Annotated in this window: 18 protein-coding genes; 10 read left to right on the top strand and 8 right to left on the bottom strand. The window is 65.6% G+C overall.

Features of this window, described 5'->3' with window-relative positions:
- Positions 1-11 precede the first annotated feature (11 nt).
- The 8 genes from AC0QC4_RS00230 to AC0QC4_RS00195 all read right to left on the bottom strand — a co-directional run bounded on the left by AC0QC4_RS00230 (position 12) and on the right by AC0QC4_RS00195 (position 7,392).
- Complete coding sequence (locus AC0QC4_RS00230; protein ID WP_483657535.1) at positions 12-650, bottom strand: DUF2059 domain-containing protein; 639 nt, start codon at positions 648-650, stop codon at positions 12-14.
- Positions 651-655: 5 nt separating this feature from the next.
- A complete protein-coding gene (locus tag AC0QC4_RS00225) occupies positions 656-1,312 on the bottom strand; it encodes a DUF2059 domain-containing protein (RefSeq protein ID WP_483657534.1) in 657 nt (218 codons plus the stop codon).
- An 86-nt stretch (positions 1,313-1,398) separates the two neighbouring features.
- Positions 1,399-1,968 (bottom strand): DUF2059 domain-containing protein, encoded by a 570-nt coding sequence (locus AC0QC4_RS00220; RefSeq protein ID WP_483657533.1) that lies wholly within the window; start codon positions 1,966-1,968, stop codon positions 1,399-1,401.
- Positions 1,969-2,054: 86 nt separating this feature from the next.
- A complete protein-coding gene (locus AC0QC4_RS00215; RefSeq protein WP_483657532.1) occupies positions 2,055-3,494 on the bottom strand; it encodes an NAD(P)-dependent oxidoreductase in 1,440 nt (479 codons plus the stop codon).
- 170 nt (positions 3,495-3,664) lie between these two features.
- The gene (locus AC0QC4_RS00210; RefSeq protein ID WP_483657531.1) at positions 3,665-4,468 is read right to left on the bottom strand and encodes an undecaprenyl-diphosphate phosphatase; all 804 of its coding nucleotides are present in this window, start codon (positions 4,466-4,468) and stop codon (positions 3,665-3,667) included.
- A 33-nt stretch (positions 4,469-4,501) separates the two neighbouring features.
- A complete protein-coding gene (locus AC0QC4_RS00205; protein WP_483657530.1) occupies positions 4,502-5,458 on the bottom strand; it encodes a sugar nucleotide-binding protein in 957 nt (318 codons plus the stop codon).
- A 106-nt stretch (positions 5,459-5,564) separates the two neighbouring features.
- Complete coding sequence (locus tag AC0QC4_RS00200; protein ID WP_483657529.1) at positions 5,565-6,461, bottom strand: DMT family transporter; 897 nt, start codon at positions 6,459-6,461, stop codon at positions 5,565-5,567.
- Between the two features lie 73 nt (positions 6,462-6,534).
- A complete protein-coding gene (locus AC0QC4_RS00195; RefSeq protein ID WP_483657528.1) occupies positions 6,535-7,392 on the bottom strand; it encodes a class I SAM-dependent methyltransferase in 858 nt (285 codons plus the stop codon).
- A gap of 72 nt (positions 7,393-7,464) precedes the next feature.
- Here AC0QC4_RS00195 and AC0QC4_RS00190 point away from each other — a divergent pair, with 72 nt between their 5' ends.
- The 10 genes from AC0QC4_RS00190 to AC0QC4_RS00145 all read left to right on the top strand — a co-directional run bounded on the left by AC0QC4_RS00190 (position 7,465) and on the right by AC0QC4_RS00145 (position 15,420).
- Positions 7,465-7,641, top strand: a complete 177-nt coding sequence (locus AC0QC4_RS00190) for a hypothetical protein (RefSeq protein WP_483657527.1) — start codon at positions 7,465-7,467, stop codon at positions 7,639-7,641.
- A 2-nt stretch (positions 7,642-7,643) separates the two neighbouring features.
- A complete protein-coding gene (locus AC0QC4_RS00185) occupies positions 7,644-8,330 on the top strand; it encodes a M15 family metallopeptidase (RefSeq protein WP_483657526.1) in 687 nt (228 codons plus the stop codon).
- A gap of 212 nt (positions 8,331-8,542) precedes the next feature.
- The gene (locus AC0QC4_RS00180; RefSeq protein WP_483657525.1) at positions 8,543-9,700 is read left to right on the top strand and encodes an isovaleryl-CoA dehydrogenase; all 1,158 of its coding nucleotides are present in this window, start codon (positions 8,543-8,545) and stop codon (positions 9,698-9,700) included.
- A 2-nt stretch (positions 9,701-9,702) separates the two neighbouring features.
- Complete coding sequence (locus tag AC0QC4_RS00175) at positions 9,703-10,125, top strand: VOC family protein (protein ID WP_483657524.1); 423 nt, start codon at positions 9,703-9,705, stop codon at positions 10,123-10,125.
- Positions 10,122-10,427, top strand: a complete 306-nt coding sequence (locus AC0QC4_RS00170) for an alkylphosphonate utilization protein (RefSeq protein WP_483657523.1) — start codon at positions 10,122-10,124, stop codon at positions 10,425-10,427. The genes AC0QC4_RS00175 and AC0QC4_RS00170 overlap by 4 nt, the downstream gene beginning before the upstream one ends.
- Positions 10,428-10,500: 73 nt before the next feature.
- On the top strand, positions 10,501-10,800 hold the full coding sequence (locus AC0QC4_RS00165) for a hypothetical protein (RefSeq protein ID WP_483657522.1): 300 nt from the start codon (positions 10,501-10,503) through the stop codon (positions 10,798-10,800).
- 128 nt (positions 10,801-10,928) lie between these two features.
- Positions 10,929-11,324, top strand: coding sequence for an endonuclease domain-containing protein (locus tag AC0QC4_RS00160; protein WP_483657521.1), 396 nt, complete (start codon positions 10,929-10,931; stop codon positions 11,322-11,324).
- Positions 11,321-12,919: a carboxyl transferase domain-containing protein gene (locus tag AC0QC4_RS00155; RefSeq protein ID WP_483657520.1), complete on the top strand. Its 1,599-nt coding sequence runs from the start codon at positions 11,321-11,323 to the stop codon at positions 12,917-12,919. The genes AC0QC4_RS00160 and AC0QC4_RS00155 overlap by 4 nt, the downstream gene beginning before the upstream one ends.
- A gap of 3 nt (positions 12,920-12,922) precedes the next feature.
- Positions 12,923-13,522 carry a hypothetical protein gene (locus AC0QC4_RS00150; RefSeq protein ID WP_483657519.1) on the top strand — a complete coding sequence of 200 codons (600 nt, stop codon included), beginning with the start codon at positions 12,923-12,925 and terminating at the stop codon, positions 13,520-13,522.
- The gene (locus AC0QC4_RS00145; RefSeq protein WP_483657518.1) at positions 13,519-15,420 is read left to right on the top strand and encodes an acetyl/propionyl/methylcrotonyl-CoA carboxylase subunit alpha; all 1,902 of its coding nucleotides are present in this window, start codon (positions 13,519-13,521) and stop codon (positions 15,418-15,420) included. Before AC0QC4_RS00150 ends, AC0QC4_RS00145 begins: the two co-directional genes overlap by 4 nt.
- Positions 15,421-15,608: the final 188 nt, after the last annotated feature.

The raw sequence follows: 15,608 nt of genomic DNA, 5'->3' as shown, positions 1-15,608 counted from the left end.
GCATATGGGTGTCAGTTGGTTGTCTTGGGGGCGAGCGCCACGATGTCGGTCATGAACCGCTCCAGCAGCGGCTGCATGCGGCGCTGCAGACGTTCGTCGAGATCGGCTTGCCAGGCGGCGAACCGCGGATCGTTGATCATCTCGAGGCTGAGCCGCGCGTAACGGCGCCCGGTCGGCGTCTGCAGGAATTGCTCGATCTCCGCCATTTCCGCGACGGTGAAGCGCAGCGCGTAGATTTCGGCCGTCACCTCCAGCAGCCGTGGCGTCGCGGCAACCAGTTCCTGCGTCATCATTGCGCGTGCGTCGGCAGCAAATCGGTCGAGCCTGCGCCGCAATTGCGGTGCTTCACGCGCCGCGTCCTTCATCTCGTCGCTGTCGAGCATCGCCTTGATCTGGTTGTCGAATGCCTCGCCAGCGAGGTCGGCAATCAGCTCGCCCGCCTCGCCATCGGGAAAGCTCAGCGCAACCAGCCGTCGCGCCGCTTCCAGGCGGGCAGGGTCTGGCGACGACGCGGCGGTGGCGTCGACTGACGCTGTGGCCGGCGAGCCCTCCTGGGCCTGGAGCGGGCTGAGCCCGGCACAAGCTGCGAGTGCCGCGATGATCGGGAGACGCCAGCGGCGCGCTGCGGTGACGAAAGTCTGACGGTGCATCGCGCTCACTCCACCTTCACGCCGGCATTGACGCTGGCCGGTCCTGCCTCGGTCGAGGCGGCGTCCATCGCCGCCGCAGCAGCGTCTGCAGCGGCACCTTCCGACCCCTGGCTGGGGACGCCGAACAGCGCGCTCATCATCTCCATCGTCGCCGCCTGCATCGCCGCGACCATTTCGGGGTCGCTCATCAGCGTCAGCGAATCGGCCGCATAGGCGGCGCCGGTCGGCGTCGAGAAAAAGGCTTCGAGCTCGCCGAGCTGGGTCAGGTCGTAGCGCCGGGCATAGATGCGGGCGATCGCCGCACGCATCGGCGGTTCCAGCCGTTCGACGGCAGGCAGAATCGCCGCGTTGAAGGATGCCATTGCATCTTCCGGCTCCGGTTCGGGCGTGCCCCCGCCGATCCGCCGACCGGTGCGCGCCTCATGCCGGGCCCGACGCGCCTCCTTGCTGTCGTCATCCGCGGCCCAAGCGGTCGTGGCCATCTCCTGGCCCGCAACGGCTGGCATCGTGCCGGCAAAGGTCGATTCCATCATCCGCCGGAATGTGCCCACCGGCCAGACGCGATCGACCACCCGCTCGGCTGCGGCGAGCCTGGCAGGGTCAGGGGCGGGGAGCGGCGCGGCCGAGACGGGCTCTGCCGAATGAGAGGGTGCGGCAGTCATTTGATCCGCGGCAGGCGACCCGGGGCCTTGTGCAAAGCCCGGAGCGGACACCGCAAGAAGCGCTGCAAGCAGTTTAGTTTGGATCACTACTGTGCTCCAAAAATGGAGGGATGCTCTTGCGCGATCTGGTCATAGGTTTCCCCACTCAAGCGCTCCCCGATCGTTCGACCAAACTCTCCCATTTCCTGCCTTATGACGGGGACGGCAGCGAGAAAGCGTGTCACAGTCGGGCTGGCACGAAATGTCGCTACCTCACGCGCCCTTTCTTCGTCGCTTAGCTCGACGCTGTTAAACCGAACATTGGCCGCGATAAGAAAATCCAGATCGGCTTCAGACACATAGCGCGCATGCATCGCCTTATTGCGTTCGAGAAACTCTGGGTAGGCCGCAGCAAGTTTTTCGGACAGCACCGACGCAAAGCGGTCGAAGAATGCGTCGCTTCCACCCGGATATTGGCTGTCAAGCCGCTGAAGCTCGGCGCGCCCTGCGTCATCGGCGCCGTATTGCTCGATCATACCTTGCCGCGCTGCTTGGCTCGATTGTGCAATCGCTACATCGAACAGAGCGCGAGCGCCAACGAGGGTTAGCAGCTGTTCTGCTTTGGCCAAAGTGACGCTTGTGGGTTCGTAAGTCGGGATAGCGGTTTCGATCGGCACGGCGGGTGGCAACGCCGTGGGTTGGGCGATGCCATGGGTGGCGATGCTAAGTCCGCATACAGCAGCGATGAGAATCGAAGCTCGCATCACGCCGCCATCCTCTCTGCTGCTCCTGCCGCCAGCCACCGTTCCATGTGCGCCGCCACATCGCGCCCGTCGCGGATGCCCCACACCACCAGGCTGGCGCCGCGCACGATGTCGCCCGCCGCGAACACGCCATCGAGGCTGGTCATCATCGCATGATCGACGCGCAGCGTGCCCCAACGCGTGACGCCGAGGTCGGGCGAGCCGAACAGGCGGGGCAGATCCTCGGCGTCGAAGCCCAGCGCCTTGATGACGAGGTCGGCGGGCAGGTCGCGTTCGCTGGCCGGATCGGGTTCGGGCGCGCGGCGGCCGCTGGCATCGGCCATGCCCAGCCGCATGCCGCGCAGCTTGACGCCGGTCACCTTGCTGCCGTCGCCAAGAAACGCCTCGGGGGCGGACAGCCATTCGAAGACGACGCCCTCTTCCTCCGCATTGGCCACTTCGCGCTGGCTGCCCGGCATGTTGGCGCGGTCGCGACGGTACAGGCACCGGACCGAGGCCGCGCCCTGGCGCACCGCCGTGCGGACGCAGTCCATCGCGGTATCGCCGCCGCCGATGACGACGACATGCTTGCCGGCGGCATTGAGGCTGCCGTCCTCGAATGCCGGCACATGGTCGCCGAAGCCGGTGCGGTTGGAAGCGATGAGATAATCGAGCGCTTCGACCACGCCGCTCAACTGGTCGCCGGGCGCGGACAGTGCGCGTGCCTTGTACACCCCGGTGGCGACCAGCAGCGCATCGTGGCGCGTCTGCAGATCCGCCAGGCTGGCATCGCGCCCGACCTCGAACCCGGTTTCGATGACGATGCCGCCGGCCAGCAGCCGGTCGATGCGGCGCATCACCACTGGTTTCTCCAGCTTGAAGCCGGGGATGCCATAGGTCAGCAGCCCGCCCGCGCGGTCATGCCGGTCGTAGACGGTCACCGCATGGCCGGAGACCCTGAGATATTCCGCCGCGGTCAGCCCGGCCGGACCGGCGCCGATGATGCCGATCGACTTGCCCGTCGTCTTGCCCGGCACCAGCGGCTCCACCCAGCCTTCTTCCCACGCGGTGTCGGTGATGTATTTCTCGACGCTGCCGATGGTGACCGCGCCGTGGCCGGAAAATTCGATGACGCAATTGCCCTCGCACAACCGGTCCTGCGGGCAGATGCGGCCGCAGATCTCGGGCATGGTCGACGTCTCGTTGGACAGCGCATAGGCTTCCTGCAGCCGCCCTTCCGCAGCCAGCCGGAGCCAGTCGGGGATGTGGTTGTGCAGCGGGCAGTGTACCGAACAATAGGGCACGCCGCATTGCGAACAGCGCGCCGCCTGCGCTGCCGCATCCTCGGGCGCATAGCGGGCGGCGATCTCGGCAAAGTCGCGCGCGCGGTCCTCCGGCAGACGCTTGACGGGAAACGCCTGCGCGCGGTCGACAAATTGCAGCATGTCGGAATCGGCCATCGCCGCTCTATCCCCTCGCTAAATCCGAGGACTGCCTATGCCATGGCGGCCTAACCCATGTCAGCATGAGGCTGACATAAAGGGCAATATTACGTATTAAATTGCGGCCTTGCGGCCAGTTCCTGCACAAAATCGGCAGACAGTGCCCGACAATAATACGCTATATTGCCCTATCTCGCGATCAGCCAGGCCAGTGCGATGCTGCCGATGACGATCCGGTACCAGGCGAAGGGCGCGAAGCCGTAGCGCGCGACGATGGCGACGAACGCCTTGACCACCGCCAGCGCAACGATGAAGGCGACGCCGAAGCCGATGCCGATCATCCCCAGATCGTCGGCGCTCAGCAGCGCGCGGTCGCGATAAAGGGCATAGACGGTCGCGCCGGCCATCGTCGGCACCGCCAGAAAGAAGCTGAACTCCGCCGCCGTCTTGCGCTCGACGCCCATCGCCAGCGCGCCGAGGATCGTCGCGCCCGAGCGGCTGACGCCCGGGATCATCGCGATGCACTGGACAAAGCCGATGGTCACCGCGGTACGCAGCGGCATACCCTCGACGCTGGTCACCGATACGGTCCGCACCATCCGTTCGAGCAGCAGGATCAGCACCCCGCCGACGATGAGGGCGACGGCCACCACTTCGGGTGTCTGCAGCACCGCCCGGATTGCGTCATAGGCCAGCGCTCCGATCAGCATCGCCGGGAAAAAGCCGATCAGTATGTTGCGGGTGAAGGCGACCGCATCGCTCTCCCACTTGAGCAGCCCCATGCCGACACCCCAGAACCGCCGCCAATACGCCACCAGCACCGCCAGGATGGCGCCGAGCTGGATGGCGATCTTGAACGCCACCGATCCTTCGCCGGTGAAGCCCAGCAGCTCTCCGCCGAGGATCAGGTGGCCGGTTGAGGACACCGGCAGGAATTCGGTGAGCCCCTCGACGATGCCGAGGATGATCGCCGTGATGATGTCGCTGGTCATATGTGTCACCGGTCCGTCCGACGGAACGCAGGGTCAGGCGGCGGCGGCTTTGCCCGTGAAACGGCCATGGCGGCGATAGATGTCGAGCCAGCCTTCGGCCACGGCATCGAGCGGGGTCGCAGCGAGGCCGAGGTCGGCCAGCGTCGCCGCGCCATCGGCAACGACATTGTCGGCCTGCAGCATCGCCCACTGGTCGCTGGTGATCGGCGCGCCCGGCAACCAGCCGGTGGCCCTGGCCATCGCCCCTGCCACCGCATCGGGCAGGTCGACCAGCAGCGGGTCGCGTCCGATGCGGGCGGCAATCCATTCGAGCAGCTGGCGCATCGACAGGATCTGCGGCCCGCCGAGCTCGAAGGTGCGCCCGGCATGGGTTGCGCGGTCGGCAAGGGCCGCGACCAGCGCATTGGCGACATCGCCGACGAACACCGGCTGGAAACGGGTCGCCGGCGCCACCACCGGCATCAGCGGGGCCATCGCCAGCAGCCCGGCAAAGCGGTTGATGAACTGGTCGTCGCGCCCGAACACGATCGAGGGGCGCAGGATGATGGCATCGGGCACCGCCGCGCGCACGGCCGCCTCGCCACCCGCCTTGCTGCGGCCATAGCCGGAGGGGCTGGCGGCATCGGCACCGATCGCGGAAATCTGGACCATCGCCGCACCGGCCGCGCGGGCAGCGGCAGCGACACTGGCGGCCGTCGTCACATGCGCCCGCTCGAAATCGCCCTTGAGGATGCCGATCAGATTGACCACCGCATCGCTGCCAACCGCGGCGCGCCGGGCGGCCTCCGCGTCCGCGGCATCGGCGGCGACGAACTGGACCTGGCCGAGATTGCCCAGCGCCTTGATCGCATAGGCGCGCGCCGGGTGACGCTGCACGATGCGCACGCGCGCGCCGGCGAGCATCAGCTGCTGCGCCATCGCCCGACCCAGAAAGCCGCCGCCGCCGAACAGCGTGACCAGCGAACCGGACAGGGCAGGGGAGCGAGACATCGGGCGGACCTTTCTGTTCAGTGTCGCCGGACATCGAGCCTGCGCCGGCGCGCGCCCGCCTTGCCGCGCACCGCCCCGCTGCGCAAGGGGGTGGCTCTGCTTTCGCCTATTCGGCGGCGGCCTTCCCCAGCCGGTGTTCGCGCCACAGGATGGCAAGGCCGCTGGCGATGATGATCGGCGCGCCGATCAGCGTCGCGGGCACCGGCACGGTCGCGAACAGCAGCCAGCCGATCAGGCTTGCCCAGATCAGGCCGGTATAATCCATCGGCAGCACCACGGCGACGGGCGCGAGCCGCAACGCGCCGGTCAGCAGCAATTGAGCGATGCCGCCGGTCACGCCGATGCCGACCAAGAGCCACCAGGTCAGCGGGTCATGGACGCGGGCGAAGAACAGCATCAGGATGGAGAGGGGCACCAGCGACAGCGCCGTGAACCAGAATACCGTCGTGGTTGCGGGCTCGGTCGCGCCAAGCCGGCGGATGACGATGGTCACGCTCGCCGTCGCCACCGCGCCGGCCAGCGCCACGGCCGCGCCCATGCTATGTGCCGCGGCGCTGTCCGGCCGCAGCACGATCAGGATGCCGACAAAGCCGAACAGGATGGCAGCGATGCGATAGCGCCCGACCGCTTCGCCCAGCATCAGGGCTGCCAGCAGGGTCGCGAAGATCGGCACGGCAAAACCGATCACCGTCGCCTCGGCCAGCGGCAGCATGGTGTAGCCCAGGAAATTGAGCGTCATCGCGCCCAGTCCCATCAGCGTCCGGCTGGCGTGGGTGCCCAGCCGCTCGGTGCGCAGCGACGCCAGCCCCGGCCCGACCATCGCCCAGCCGGCGACGAAGGGCAGGGCGAAGGCCTGCCGGTAGAAGACCGATTCGACGATATGCACGCCGCGCGTCGCGGTCAGCTTGACCAGCGCGAACATCAGCGCGAGCACCGCGGCCGCCCCCAGCCGCAGCAGGATGCCGGCGACCGGGCGGTGCGGGTTGGTCGGCTCTGCCGTCATCGCGGGCGCAGCGAAGCAATCCGGAGCGGCTGCGCGCTACCCTGGCTTGCTTCGCTAGACCCGCAGGCGCTGGTCATTCCGGCTTGACGAACAGCAGGGTCATGCGATCGCTTTCGCCGATCGCGGTCCAGCGGGCGCGTTCGGCATCGTCGGCCGCCCCGCGCAGCACCGGCGGCAGCGTCCACACGCCGCGCGGATGGTCATGCGTGTCGCGCGGATTGGCGTTGATGTCGCTCTCCGCCACCAGCCGGAAACCGGCGGCCTCGGCAAAGGCCACCACCGAGCTGCGCTTCATGTAGCCGCTCGATTCCTCGAGCGCGGAATCCATCGTTTCGGGCAAGCGGTGCTCGACCACGCCCAGACGTCCGCCGGGCCTTAGCATCGCGAACATCTGGCGGAAGGCGGCGGCGGTCTGGTCGAGCCCGGCGAAGCGCAGGTTGTGGACGTTGCGGAAGGTCAGCACCACGTCGACGCTGCCATCGGGAATGTTCGGCCCGGCATCGGTCGCGGGGAAGGCGGCAAGCTGGGCCGCGCCATAAAGCGCCGGATTTTCGGTCTGGCGGGTGCGCACCGCATTCAGACCGCGCTCCATATTGCCGGCCGCGATGTAGCGGCCACCGCCGTTGGCGGCGAGCGGCGCGAGGATTTCGGTGTACCAGCCGCCGCCGGGGAACAGCTCGACGATGGTCTCATTGGGCGCAATGCGGAAGAATGTCAGCGTTTCGACCGGGTGACGCCAGACGTCGCGGGCGCGATTGGCCTCGGTGCGGGTCGGCGATGCGACCGCCGCAGCGATGGCAGCATGGGCGGCATGGGTGGCGGCATCATGCTCGGCATGCTGGGCATGGCGGCCACCATGGTGGTCGGCCGACGCGGCGCTGGTCAGGGTCAAGGCGGCGATTGCGGTTGCGATTGTCAGGCGCTTGGCCATATCTTTCTCTCCATCGGCTCGGGGGGAAACCGCCTTGCCTTCTAGTCACGGGCGGAACGAGTGCAAGCAGGCATGAGCATGGTGGCGGCAGGGGCGGCAGTGGTAACCGCCGTATCGGTCCTTGCCGAACGGCGGCGGCTGCGGCGCCGCAATATCGAAGCGGTCGGCTGGGTGCCGTGGCCGGTGATCACCATCCTCGGCACCATCGGCACGCTGTTCGCCGCCGCGCTCGCGATCAAGGGGCTATGACGATGACGGTACCGACCCGCCGCAGCATCCTCCTTGGCAGCGGCGGTCTGCTGATCGCCGGTTGCGCGGCGCGCATGCCCGCATCGCCACCCGCCGCGCCGGCCGCGTCCCCGGTTGCGATGCCGGTCGATCCCGCCGCTACCGCCACGCCCGATCTGGTCGATCTCACCCGCTTCGATCCGCGGCTGCGCTTCGATATCCGCTATGCCACCGCCAACAATTTCATGGGCCGCGTGCTCTATCCGGTGGCCCGTGCGCTCGCCCAGCGCCCGGCAGCAGAGGCGCTCAAGCGGGTGCAGGACCGCGCCGAGCGCGAGGGCTACGGCTTGCTGATCCACGATGCCTATCGCCCGTGGCGCATCACCAGGATGATGTGGGACGAAACCCCGACGGCGCAGCGCGAGTTCGTGGCCAACCCCGCGCGCGGATCCCGCCACAATCGCGGCTGTGCCATCGATCTGACGCTGCATCGCGGCGGCACGGCGGTGGAGATGCCCAGCCCCTATGACGATTTCACCCCCGCCGCCTATCGCAGCAACGTCCGCGCCAGCGGCGAGGCGTTGGCCAACAGCGCCCGGCTGGAAGGCTGGATGGCGCGCGAAGGCTTCCTGCCGCTCGACAATGAATGGTGGCATTTCGACTGGCGGGACTGGGCAAGCTACCCGATCATGGATGTGCCACTGGCTTAGGTCTGCCTCGTTCCGGGGAGGGGAACCACGAAGTGGTGGAGGGGCACGCGGTTGTTGTGCGAGGTTACGGAACGCGGCACCTGCCCTTCCACCATCCTGCGGATGGTCCCCCTCCCCGGAACGGGGAGGGTCTGACGCCGCGTAATTTTGTTGCGCACCCCTTCCGGCTCTCCGCCGCCTGCGCTATCGCTGCCCGCCAAGGAGAGACAGTGATGATGCTCGATTTCGCGCTGGGTGAATCCGCGGACATGATCCGCGATGTGACGCAGCGGTTCGCCACCGACAGGATTGCCCCGCTCGCCGCGCGCGTCGATGCCGAGGATTGGTTCCCGCGCGACGAGCTGTGGCCGGCGATGGGGGCGCTGGGCCTGCATGGCATCACGGTTGAGGAGGAATGGGGCGGGCTCGGCCTCGGCTATCTCGAGCATGTCGTCGCGGTCGAGGAAGTCAGCCGCGCCTCCGCGTCGATCGGCCTCAGCTATGGCGCCCACTCCAACCTGTGCGTCAACCAGGTGCGCCGCTGGGGCAATGACACGCAGAAGGCGAAATATCTGCCCAAGCTGGTCTCCGGCGAGCATGTCGGCAGCCTCGCCATGTCCGAAGCGGGGGCGGGCAGCGATGTCGTATCGATGAAGCTCAAGGCCGATGCGGTGCAGGGCGGCTATGTGCTCAACGGCACCAAATTCTGGATTACCAACGCGCCCTATGCCGACACGCTGGTGGTCTATGCCAAGACCGCGCCTGAAGCGGGCTCGCGCGGCATCACCGCCTTCCTCATCGAAAAGGACATGCCGGGCTTCAGCATCGGGCAGAAGATCGACAAGATGGGCATGCGCGGATCGCCGACGGCCGAGCTGGTGTTCAACGACTGCGAGGTGCCGGAAGAAAATATCATGGGCCCGCTGCACGGCGGTGTCGGCGTGCTGATGAGCGGCCTCGATTACGAGCGCGTGGTGCTGGCGGGGCTGCAGCTCGGCGTGATGCAGGCCTGCCTCGACGTGGTGCTGCCCTATATTCGTGAGCGCAAGCAGTTCGGCAAACCGATCGGCAGCTTCCAGCTGATGCAGGCCAAGGTGGCGGACATGGTCGTCGCGCTCAACTCGGCGCGGGCCTATGTCTATGCGGTGGCGCGGGCGTGCGATGCGGGACAGACGACCCGCCACGACGCGGCCGGCGCCATCCTGCTGGCGAGCGAGAATGCCGTGAAGGTCGCCAATGAGGCGGTGCAGGCGCTGGGCGGTGCCGGCTATACGAAAGACTGGCCGGTCGAGCGTTACTACCGCGATGCCAAGCTGCTCGATATCGGCGCCGGCACCAACGAAATCCGGCGGATGCTGATGGGGCGCGAGATCATCGGCGGAGCAGGGTGACCATGCGCGGGCTCGTCCACCACATCGACCTGTCGGTCGGCAATCTCGAGGTCGCGCGGGTCTTCTACGACCAGGTGCTCGGCTACCTCGGCTATGCCAGATCGCAGGAGTATCCGGACGGGACCGATTGGGATTGGCAGGGGGACGGGCCGTTCCATTCCGTCGGCATCATTCAGGCCAGCGGAGACAATGCGGCGCGCGTGCCCGATCGCTTTTCCCCCGGTCTGCACCACCTGGCTTGGGCCGCTGACGATCCGGCCGACGTCGATGGACTGCACGCGCTGCTGTTGTCGATCGGGGCCGAGGTGCTCGATGCGCCGGCGCACTATCCCCAATATGGCCCGGACTATTATGCGGTGTTCTTTGCCGATCCCGACGGGCTCAAGCTGGAAGTCGCCTGCGGGCGCACGGCGCCCACACCATGAGCAGCGATGAAGACTATGTCTATGACGAAGCGAGCGGCGATTGGCTGCCCGCATCCGAACTTGCGGCCCGCCAGGCAGCGGCCGACCAAGTGGAGGTGCGCGACGCGGTCGGCAATCTGCTCGCCGATGGCGACGCGGTCACGCTGATCAAGGATCTGGAGGTCAAGGGCGCGGGCCAGACGCTGAAGCAGGGCACGCTGATCAAGTCGATCCGCCTGACCGGCGACGCGCAGGAGATCGACTGCAAATATCCCGGCATCAAGGGGCTGGTGCTGCGCGCGGAATTCGTGCGGAAACGATAAGGGGATGGGCGGGTGAACCATCGGGCCGGGAAGGGGTTGGTGCCTGTCGGGGGCACTAGCCAAAGGATTGCCGATGAACGGACCGCTCGAATGGTATGCCGCGATCTCCGGCATCGTCGCCGCCTTCATGATCGCCGGGGACTTCGGCCGACGCGTGACGGGGCTCGGCTTCCTGCTGTTCGTCACCGCATCGATTGCCTGGATTATCGCGGGTCTGCAGGCAGGCACCATGCCGCTGGCGGTGCAGAATGGCATCTTGCTGGCCATCAACATCTATGGTGTTTGGCAATATTGGCTGAGCCCGAAGAACAAAGAGAAAATAGCGGTTGCGGAAGCCGCGATCGCAGAGATGGAGAAAGCAGAAGGGGGATAGGCATGGCGCAGCAAGGTCCTCCCCGGTACGGGGAGGGGGACCATGCGCAGCATGGTGGAGGGGCTTACGGCCCTGCGCTCACTGGTAGCCGTGCCACCGTAAAGCGCGCCCGCAAACTGCGGAGCGAGATGAACCTGCCCGAGACCTTGCTGTGGAAGGAATTGCGCCAGCGGCCCGGAGGGTTCAAATTCCGCCGACAGCATCCCGCAGGGCGATATGTCCTCGACTTCTATTGCGCTGCCGTTCGTCTGGCTATCGAGGTCGACGGGATGGCGCACGACGGTGCGGTCGCGGCGCGCAGGGGCGAACAGCGGACGGCCTATTTGCGGGAGTTGCACGTGGCGACGATGCGGATCCCTGCAAAAGCCTTATTGGAAGATGTTCCGGCTGCGGTGTCGCGCATCGTTGTGGTGTGCCGGGAGAGGGCGGAGAAGATGCAGAGGTTAAAGCAAATGGCTATCGCGCAGCCCCTCCACCATCCTGCGGATGGTCCCCCTCCCCGTTCCGGGGAGGACCTGTCGTGACCGCGCCTGTCCTCTCCACGTCGATCGTGCCGGACAGCGAGGCTTTCCGCGCCAACGCCGCGCACAACCGCGCGCTGCGGGACGAGCTGTGGGCGCGCGTTGCGGAAGCTGCGCTCGGCGGCAATGAAAAGTCGCGAGAGCGCCATGTGTCGCGCGGCAAATTGCTCCCTCGCGACCGCGTCGAACGCCTGCTCGACCCCGGCTCGCCCTTCCTCGAGATCGGCCAGCTCGCCGCCAACGGTATGTATGAAGGCGATGTGCATGGCGCGAGCCTGATCTGCGGTATCGGCCGCGTCTCGGGCCGCCAGTGCATGATCGTCTGCAACGATGCGACGGTGAAGGGCGGCACTTACTATCCGCTGACGGTCAAGAAGCATCTGCGCGCGCAGGAGATCGCGCTGGAGAACCATCTGCCGTGCATCTACCTCGTCGACAGCGGCGGCGCCAACCTGCCGCACCAGGCCGAGGTCTTCCCCGACCGCGATCATTTCGGCCGCATCTTCTTCAACCAGGCCAATATGTCGGCCCGCCGCATTCCGCAGATCGCCTGCGTGATGGGCAGTTGCACCGCCGGCGGTGCCTATGTGCCCGCCATGTCCGACGAGACAGTGATCGTCCGCAACCAGGGCACGATCTTCCTCGCCGGGCCGCCGCTGGTCAAGGCCGCGACGGGTGAGGAAATCAGCGCCGAGGATCTGGGCGGCGGCGACCTGCACGGGCGCAAATCGGGCGTGGTCGATCATGTCGCCGAGAATGACGAACATGCGCTGACGATTGTGCGGGATATTGTCTCTCACCTGGGCAATAAATCGGGGACAGTCCCCGATTTATTGCCGCCCCGCCCCCCCAAATATGACGCCGAGGAACTGTACGGCATTATCCCTCAAGACGTCCGCGCCCCCTACGACGTCCACGAAGTCATCGCCCGTCTGGTGGACGGCAGCGAATTCCACGAATTCAAGGCGCTCTACGGCAGCACCCTCGTCTGCGGCTTCGCCCACATCTGGGGCATGCCCGTCGCCATCCTCGCCAACAACGGCGTGCTGTTCAGCGAGAGCGCGCAGAAAGGCGCGCATTTCATCCAGCTCGCGCAGCAGCGCGGCATCCCGCTGTTGTTCCTGCAAAACATCAGCGGCTTCATGGTCGGCGGCAAATATGAGGCCGAAGGGATCGCCAAGCATGGCGCCAAACTCGTCACCGCCGTCGCCACCGCGACCGTGCCCAAGGTGACGGTGCTGATCGGCGGCAGCTTCGGTGCCGGCAATTACGGCATGTGCGGCCGCGCCTACTCCCCCCGTTTCCTCTTCACCTGGCCCAATGCGCGGATCAGCGTGATGGGCGGCGAACAGGCGGCAAGCGTGCTGGCGACGGTCCACCGCGATGCCGCGAACTGGACGCCGGAGGAGGCCGAAGCCTTCAAGGCTCCCGTCCGCCAGAAATATGAGGATGAGGGCAACCCATACTACGCCACCGCGCGGCTGTGGGATGACGGGATTATCGATCCGGCGCAGACAAGAGATGTGCTGGGGCTGGCGTTCGCGGCATGCGCGGGCGCGCCGGTTGAGGAGCGGGGCTTTGGGGTGTTCCGGATGTAGGCGATGAGCGAACCGACAAAAAACATCATAGAACTTGGAACAAGTATCCTCCTGTGGCTCGGGGGAGGCAGTGTCGTGACGATTGCATTGAGCGGTTTTCTCTCAAAATTCATGGCGGATCGATCACTCGAAAAGCATAAAAGTAAGCTGGCAACGGAGCTGGAACGGTTGAAGGGCGATCTTGCCAAAGAGGTTGAGACCCACAAGCTATCGTTACGCCGAGCAGAAATGCTGTTTGAGCGGCAAATTATGGCGTGCAATGATTTCATTAGTCTGCATGAAAAGCTCAAGCCGACTTATCTCCCTGATATGGACTCATATGACGCAATAGTCGATTTCGCTGGTCGATTGGGCACGGCAGAAGCCCGATTACGGGCCTTCAAGGTGGAGCATAGTGCCATATTGAATGACGAAGTGCGCGATTTAATTGATGAGGCGATCAATTTGGCGGATGAGCACAAATTTGACGAAATATTGCAAAGTCAATCCCAAGAGTTTCATCATTTCGAACCTCGAGATGCGACACTGAATGCTGCTGGCGCAATTCTGAAAAAGATGAGGGAAATCGAGCAATCGTTGATAGAAAAGATCAAGGAAAAATGATCCAATCCCTCCTCATCGCCAACCGGGGCGAGATCGCCTGCCGGATCATCCGCACCGCGCGTGCCATGGGTATCCGCACCGTCGCGGTCTATTCTGACGCTGACGCCAAGGCGCTGCATGTCCGCCAAGCCGACGAGGCCGTGCATATCGGCCCCAGCCCGGCGCGGGAATCCTATCTGGTGGGCGAGAAGATCATCGCCGCCGCCAAGGCGACGGGCGCGGAAGCGATCCATCCGGGCTATGGCTTCCTGTCGGAGAACGCCGAGTTCGCGCAGGCCGTCATCGACGCCGGGCTGATCTGGGTCGGCCCGCGCCCCGCCAGCATCACCGCGATGGGCCTGAAGGATGCGGCCAAGAAGCTGATGGCGGAGGCAGGCGTGCCCGTCACCCCCGGCTATCTGGGCGAGAACCAGGACCCCGCCTTCCTCGCCGAACGCGCCGCCGAAATCGGCTATCCCGTGCTGATCAAGGCGGTCGCAGGCGGCGGCGGCAAGGGGATGCGCAAGGTTGACGATGCGGCAGACTTCGCCGACGCGCTCGCCTCCTGCCAGCGAGAGGCGACCGCCTCCTTCGGCAACGCGCATGTGCTGATCGAGAAATACATCCAGCGCCCTCGGCATATCGAGGTGCAGGTGTTCGGCGACACCCACGGCAACATCGTCCACCTGTTCGAACGCGACTGCTCGCTGCAACGCCGCCACCAGAAGGTGATCGAGGAAGCCCCCGCACCGGGCATGGACGAGGCGACGCGCGAACAGCTTTGCGCCGCCGCGGTGCGCGCGGCGAAGGCGGTCGATTATGTCGGCGCAGGTACGATCGAGTTCATCGCCGATGCTTCCGAAGGCCTGCGCGCCGACCGCATCTGGTTCATGGAAATGAACACCCGGCTGCAGGTCGAACATCCGGTGACGGAGGAGATCACCGGCGTCGATCTGGTCGAATGGCAATTGCGCGTCGCGAGCGGGGAGCCGTTGCCAAAGAAGCAGGAGGAGCTCAGCATCAATGGCTGGGCGATAGAAGCGCGGCTGTATGCGGAGGACCCGGCGAAGGGTTTCCTGCCGAGTGTGGGGCGGTTGGAGCAGTTTTACATTCCAACATTAAGTGCCCGGGTTGACACGGTCGTTGTAGAAGGCAGCGACGTATCGCCTTTCTACGACCCAATGATCGCCAAGATCATCGTGCACCGGGCCACACGAACGTCGGCCATAAATGCACTGGTCGGTGAACTGGAAGGCGTGCTGGTTTATCCCGTAAAATCCAACGCCGGTTTCTTGTGGCGTTGTCTCAAGGATGAACATTTTCGTAGCGGCGACCTCGATACCGGCTTGATTGCGCGCAAAGGGGACGGTTTGCTCGCGCCGAACAGGCCGAGCAACGCCGCCATTGATGTTGCCGCTAGTGCCAGAATACTCGACTTTGAGCGTAGCGTGGATTTGTTTCCCGAGTATCTCGCCCGCGACTTGACCGGCTTTCGGCTGAACGGGGCTTCCAGAAAGTCCGTTCAATACCGCCTTCCCGACGGCGAAACCGTCGTTGGAATGGCCTCGGACGTTGCTCGGGCGAAGCAGTTCTATGTCTTGACTCGACCATGCCCTGACGGTGACCTGATAGTCGAATGTGGCCAGACCTATTTTCTGCAAAGCAGATTTGGTGCCACCGGCCATCATTCAGCCCATGACGGCGACATCCTCTCCCCCATGCCCGGCCGCATTATCGCGGTGGATGTGGCCGCAGGCCAAACTGTCACCAAGGGCCAAAAACTCCTCACCCTCGAAGCGATGAAGATGGAGCACAGCCTGACCGCGCCGTTCGACGGGGTGGTGGCAGAGCTTAATGCAGAGGTCGGCACGCAGGTGCAGGTCGAGGCGCTGCTGGTGCGGGTGGAGGCTACGAAATAGGTCCTCCCCGGAACGGGGAGGGGGACCAGCGAAGCTGGTGGAGGGGCATGCGGTTATTGCATGCCCTCGCATGACCCTGCACCGGCCCCTCCACCATCCTGCGGATGGTCCCCCTCCCCGTGCCGGGGAGGACCTAAAACAGCCGCGCACCCCTCGTCCGCTTCGCGGCACCTCCCCCAAGGGGGAGG

Source organism: Sphingomonas sp. jy18 (assembly GCF_056931895.1).
Note: the sequence above shows the minus strand (reverse complement) of the source record. Positions and strands in the feature narration are given on the sequence as shown.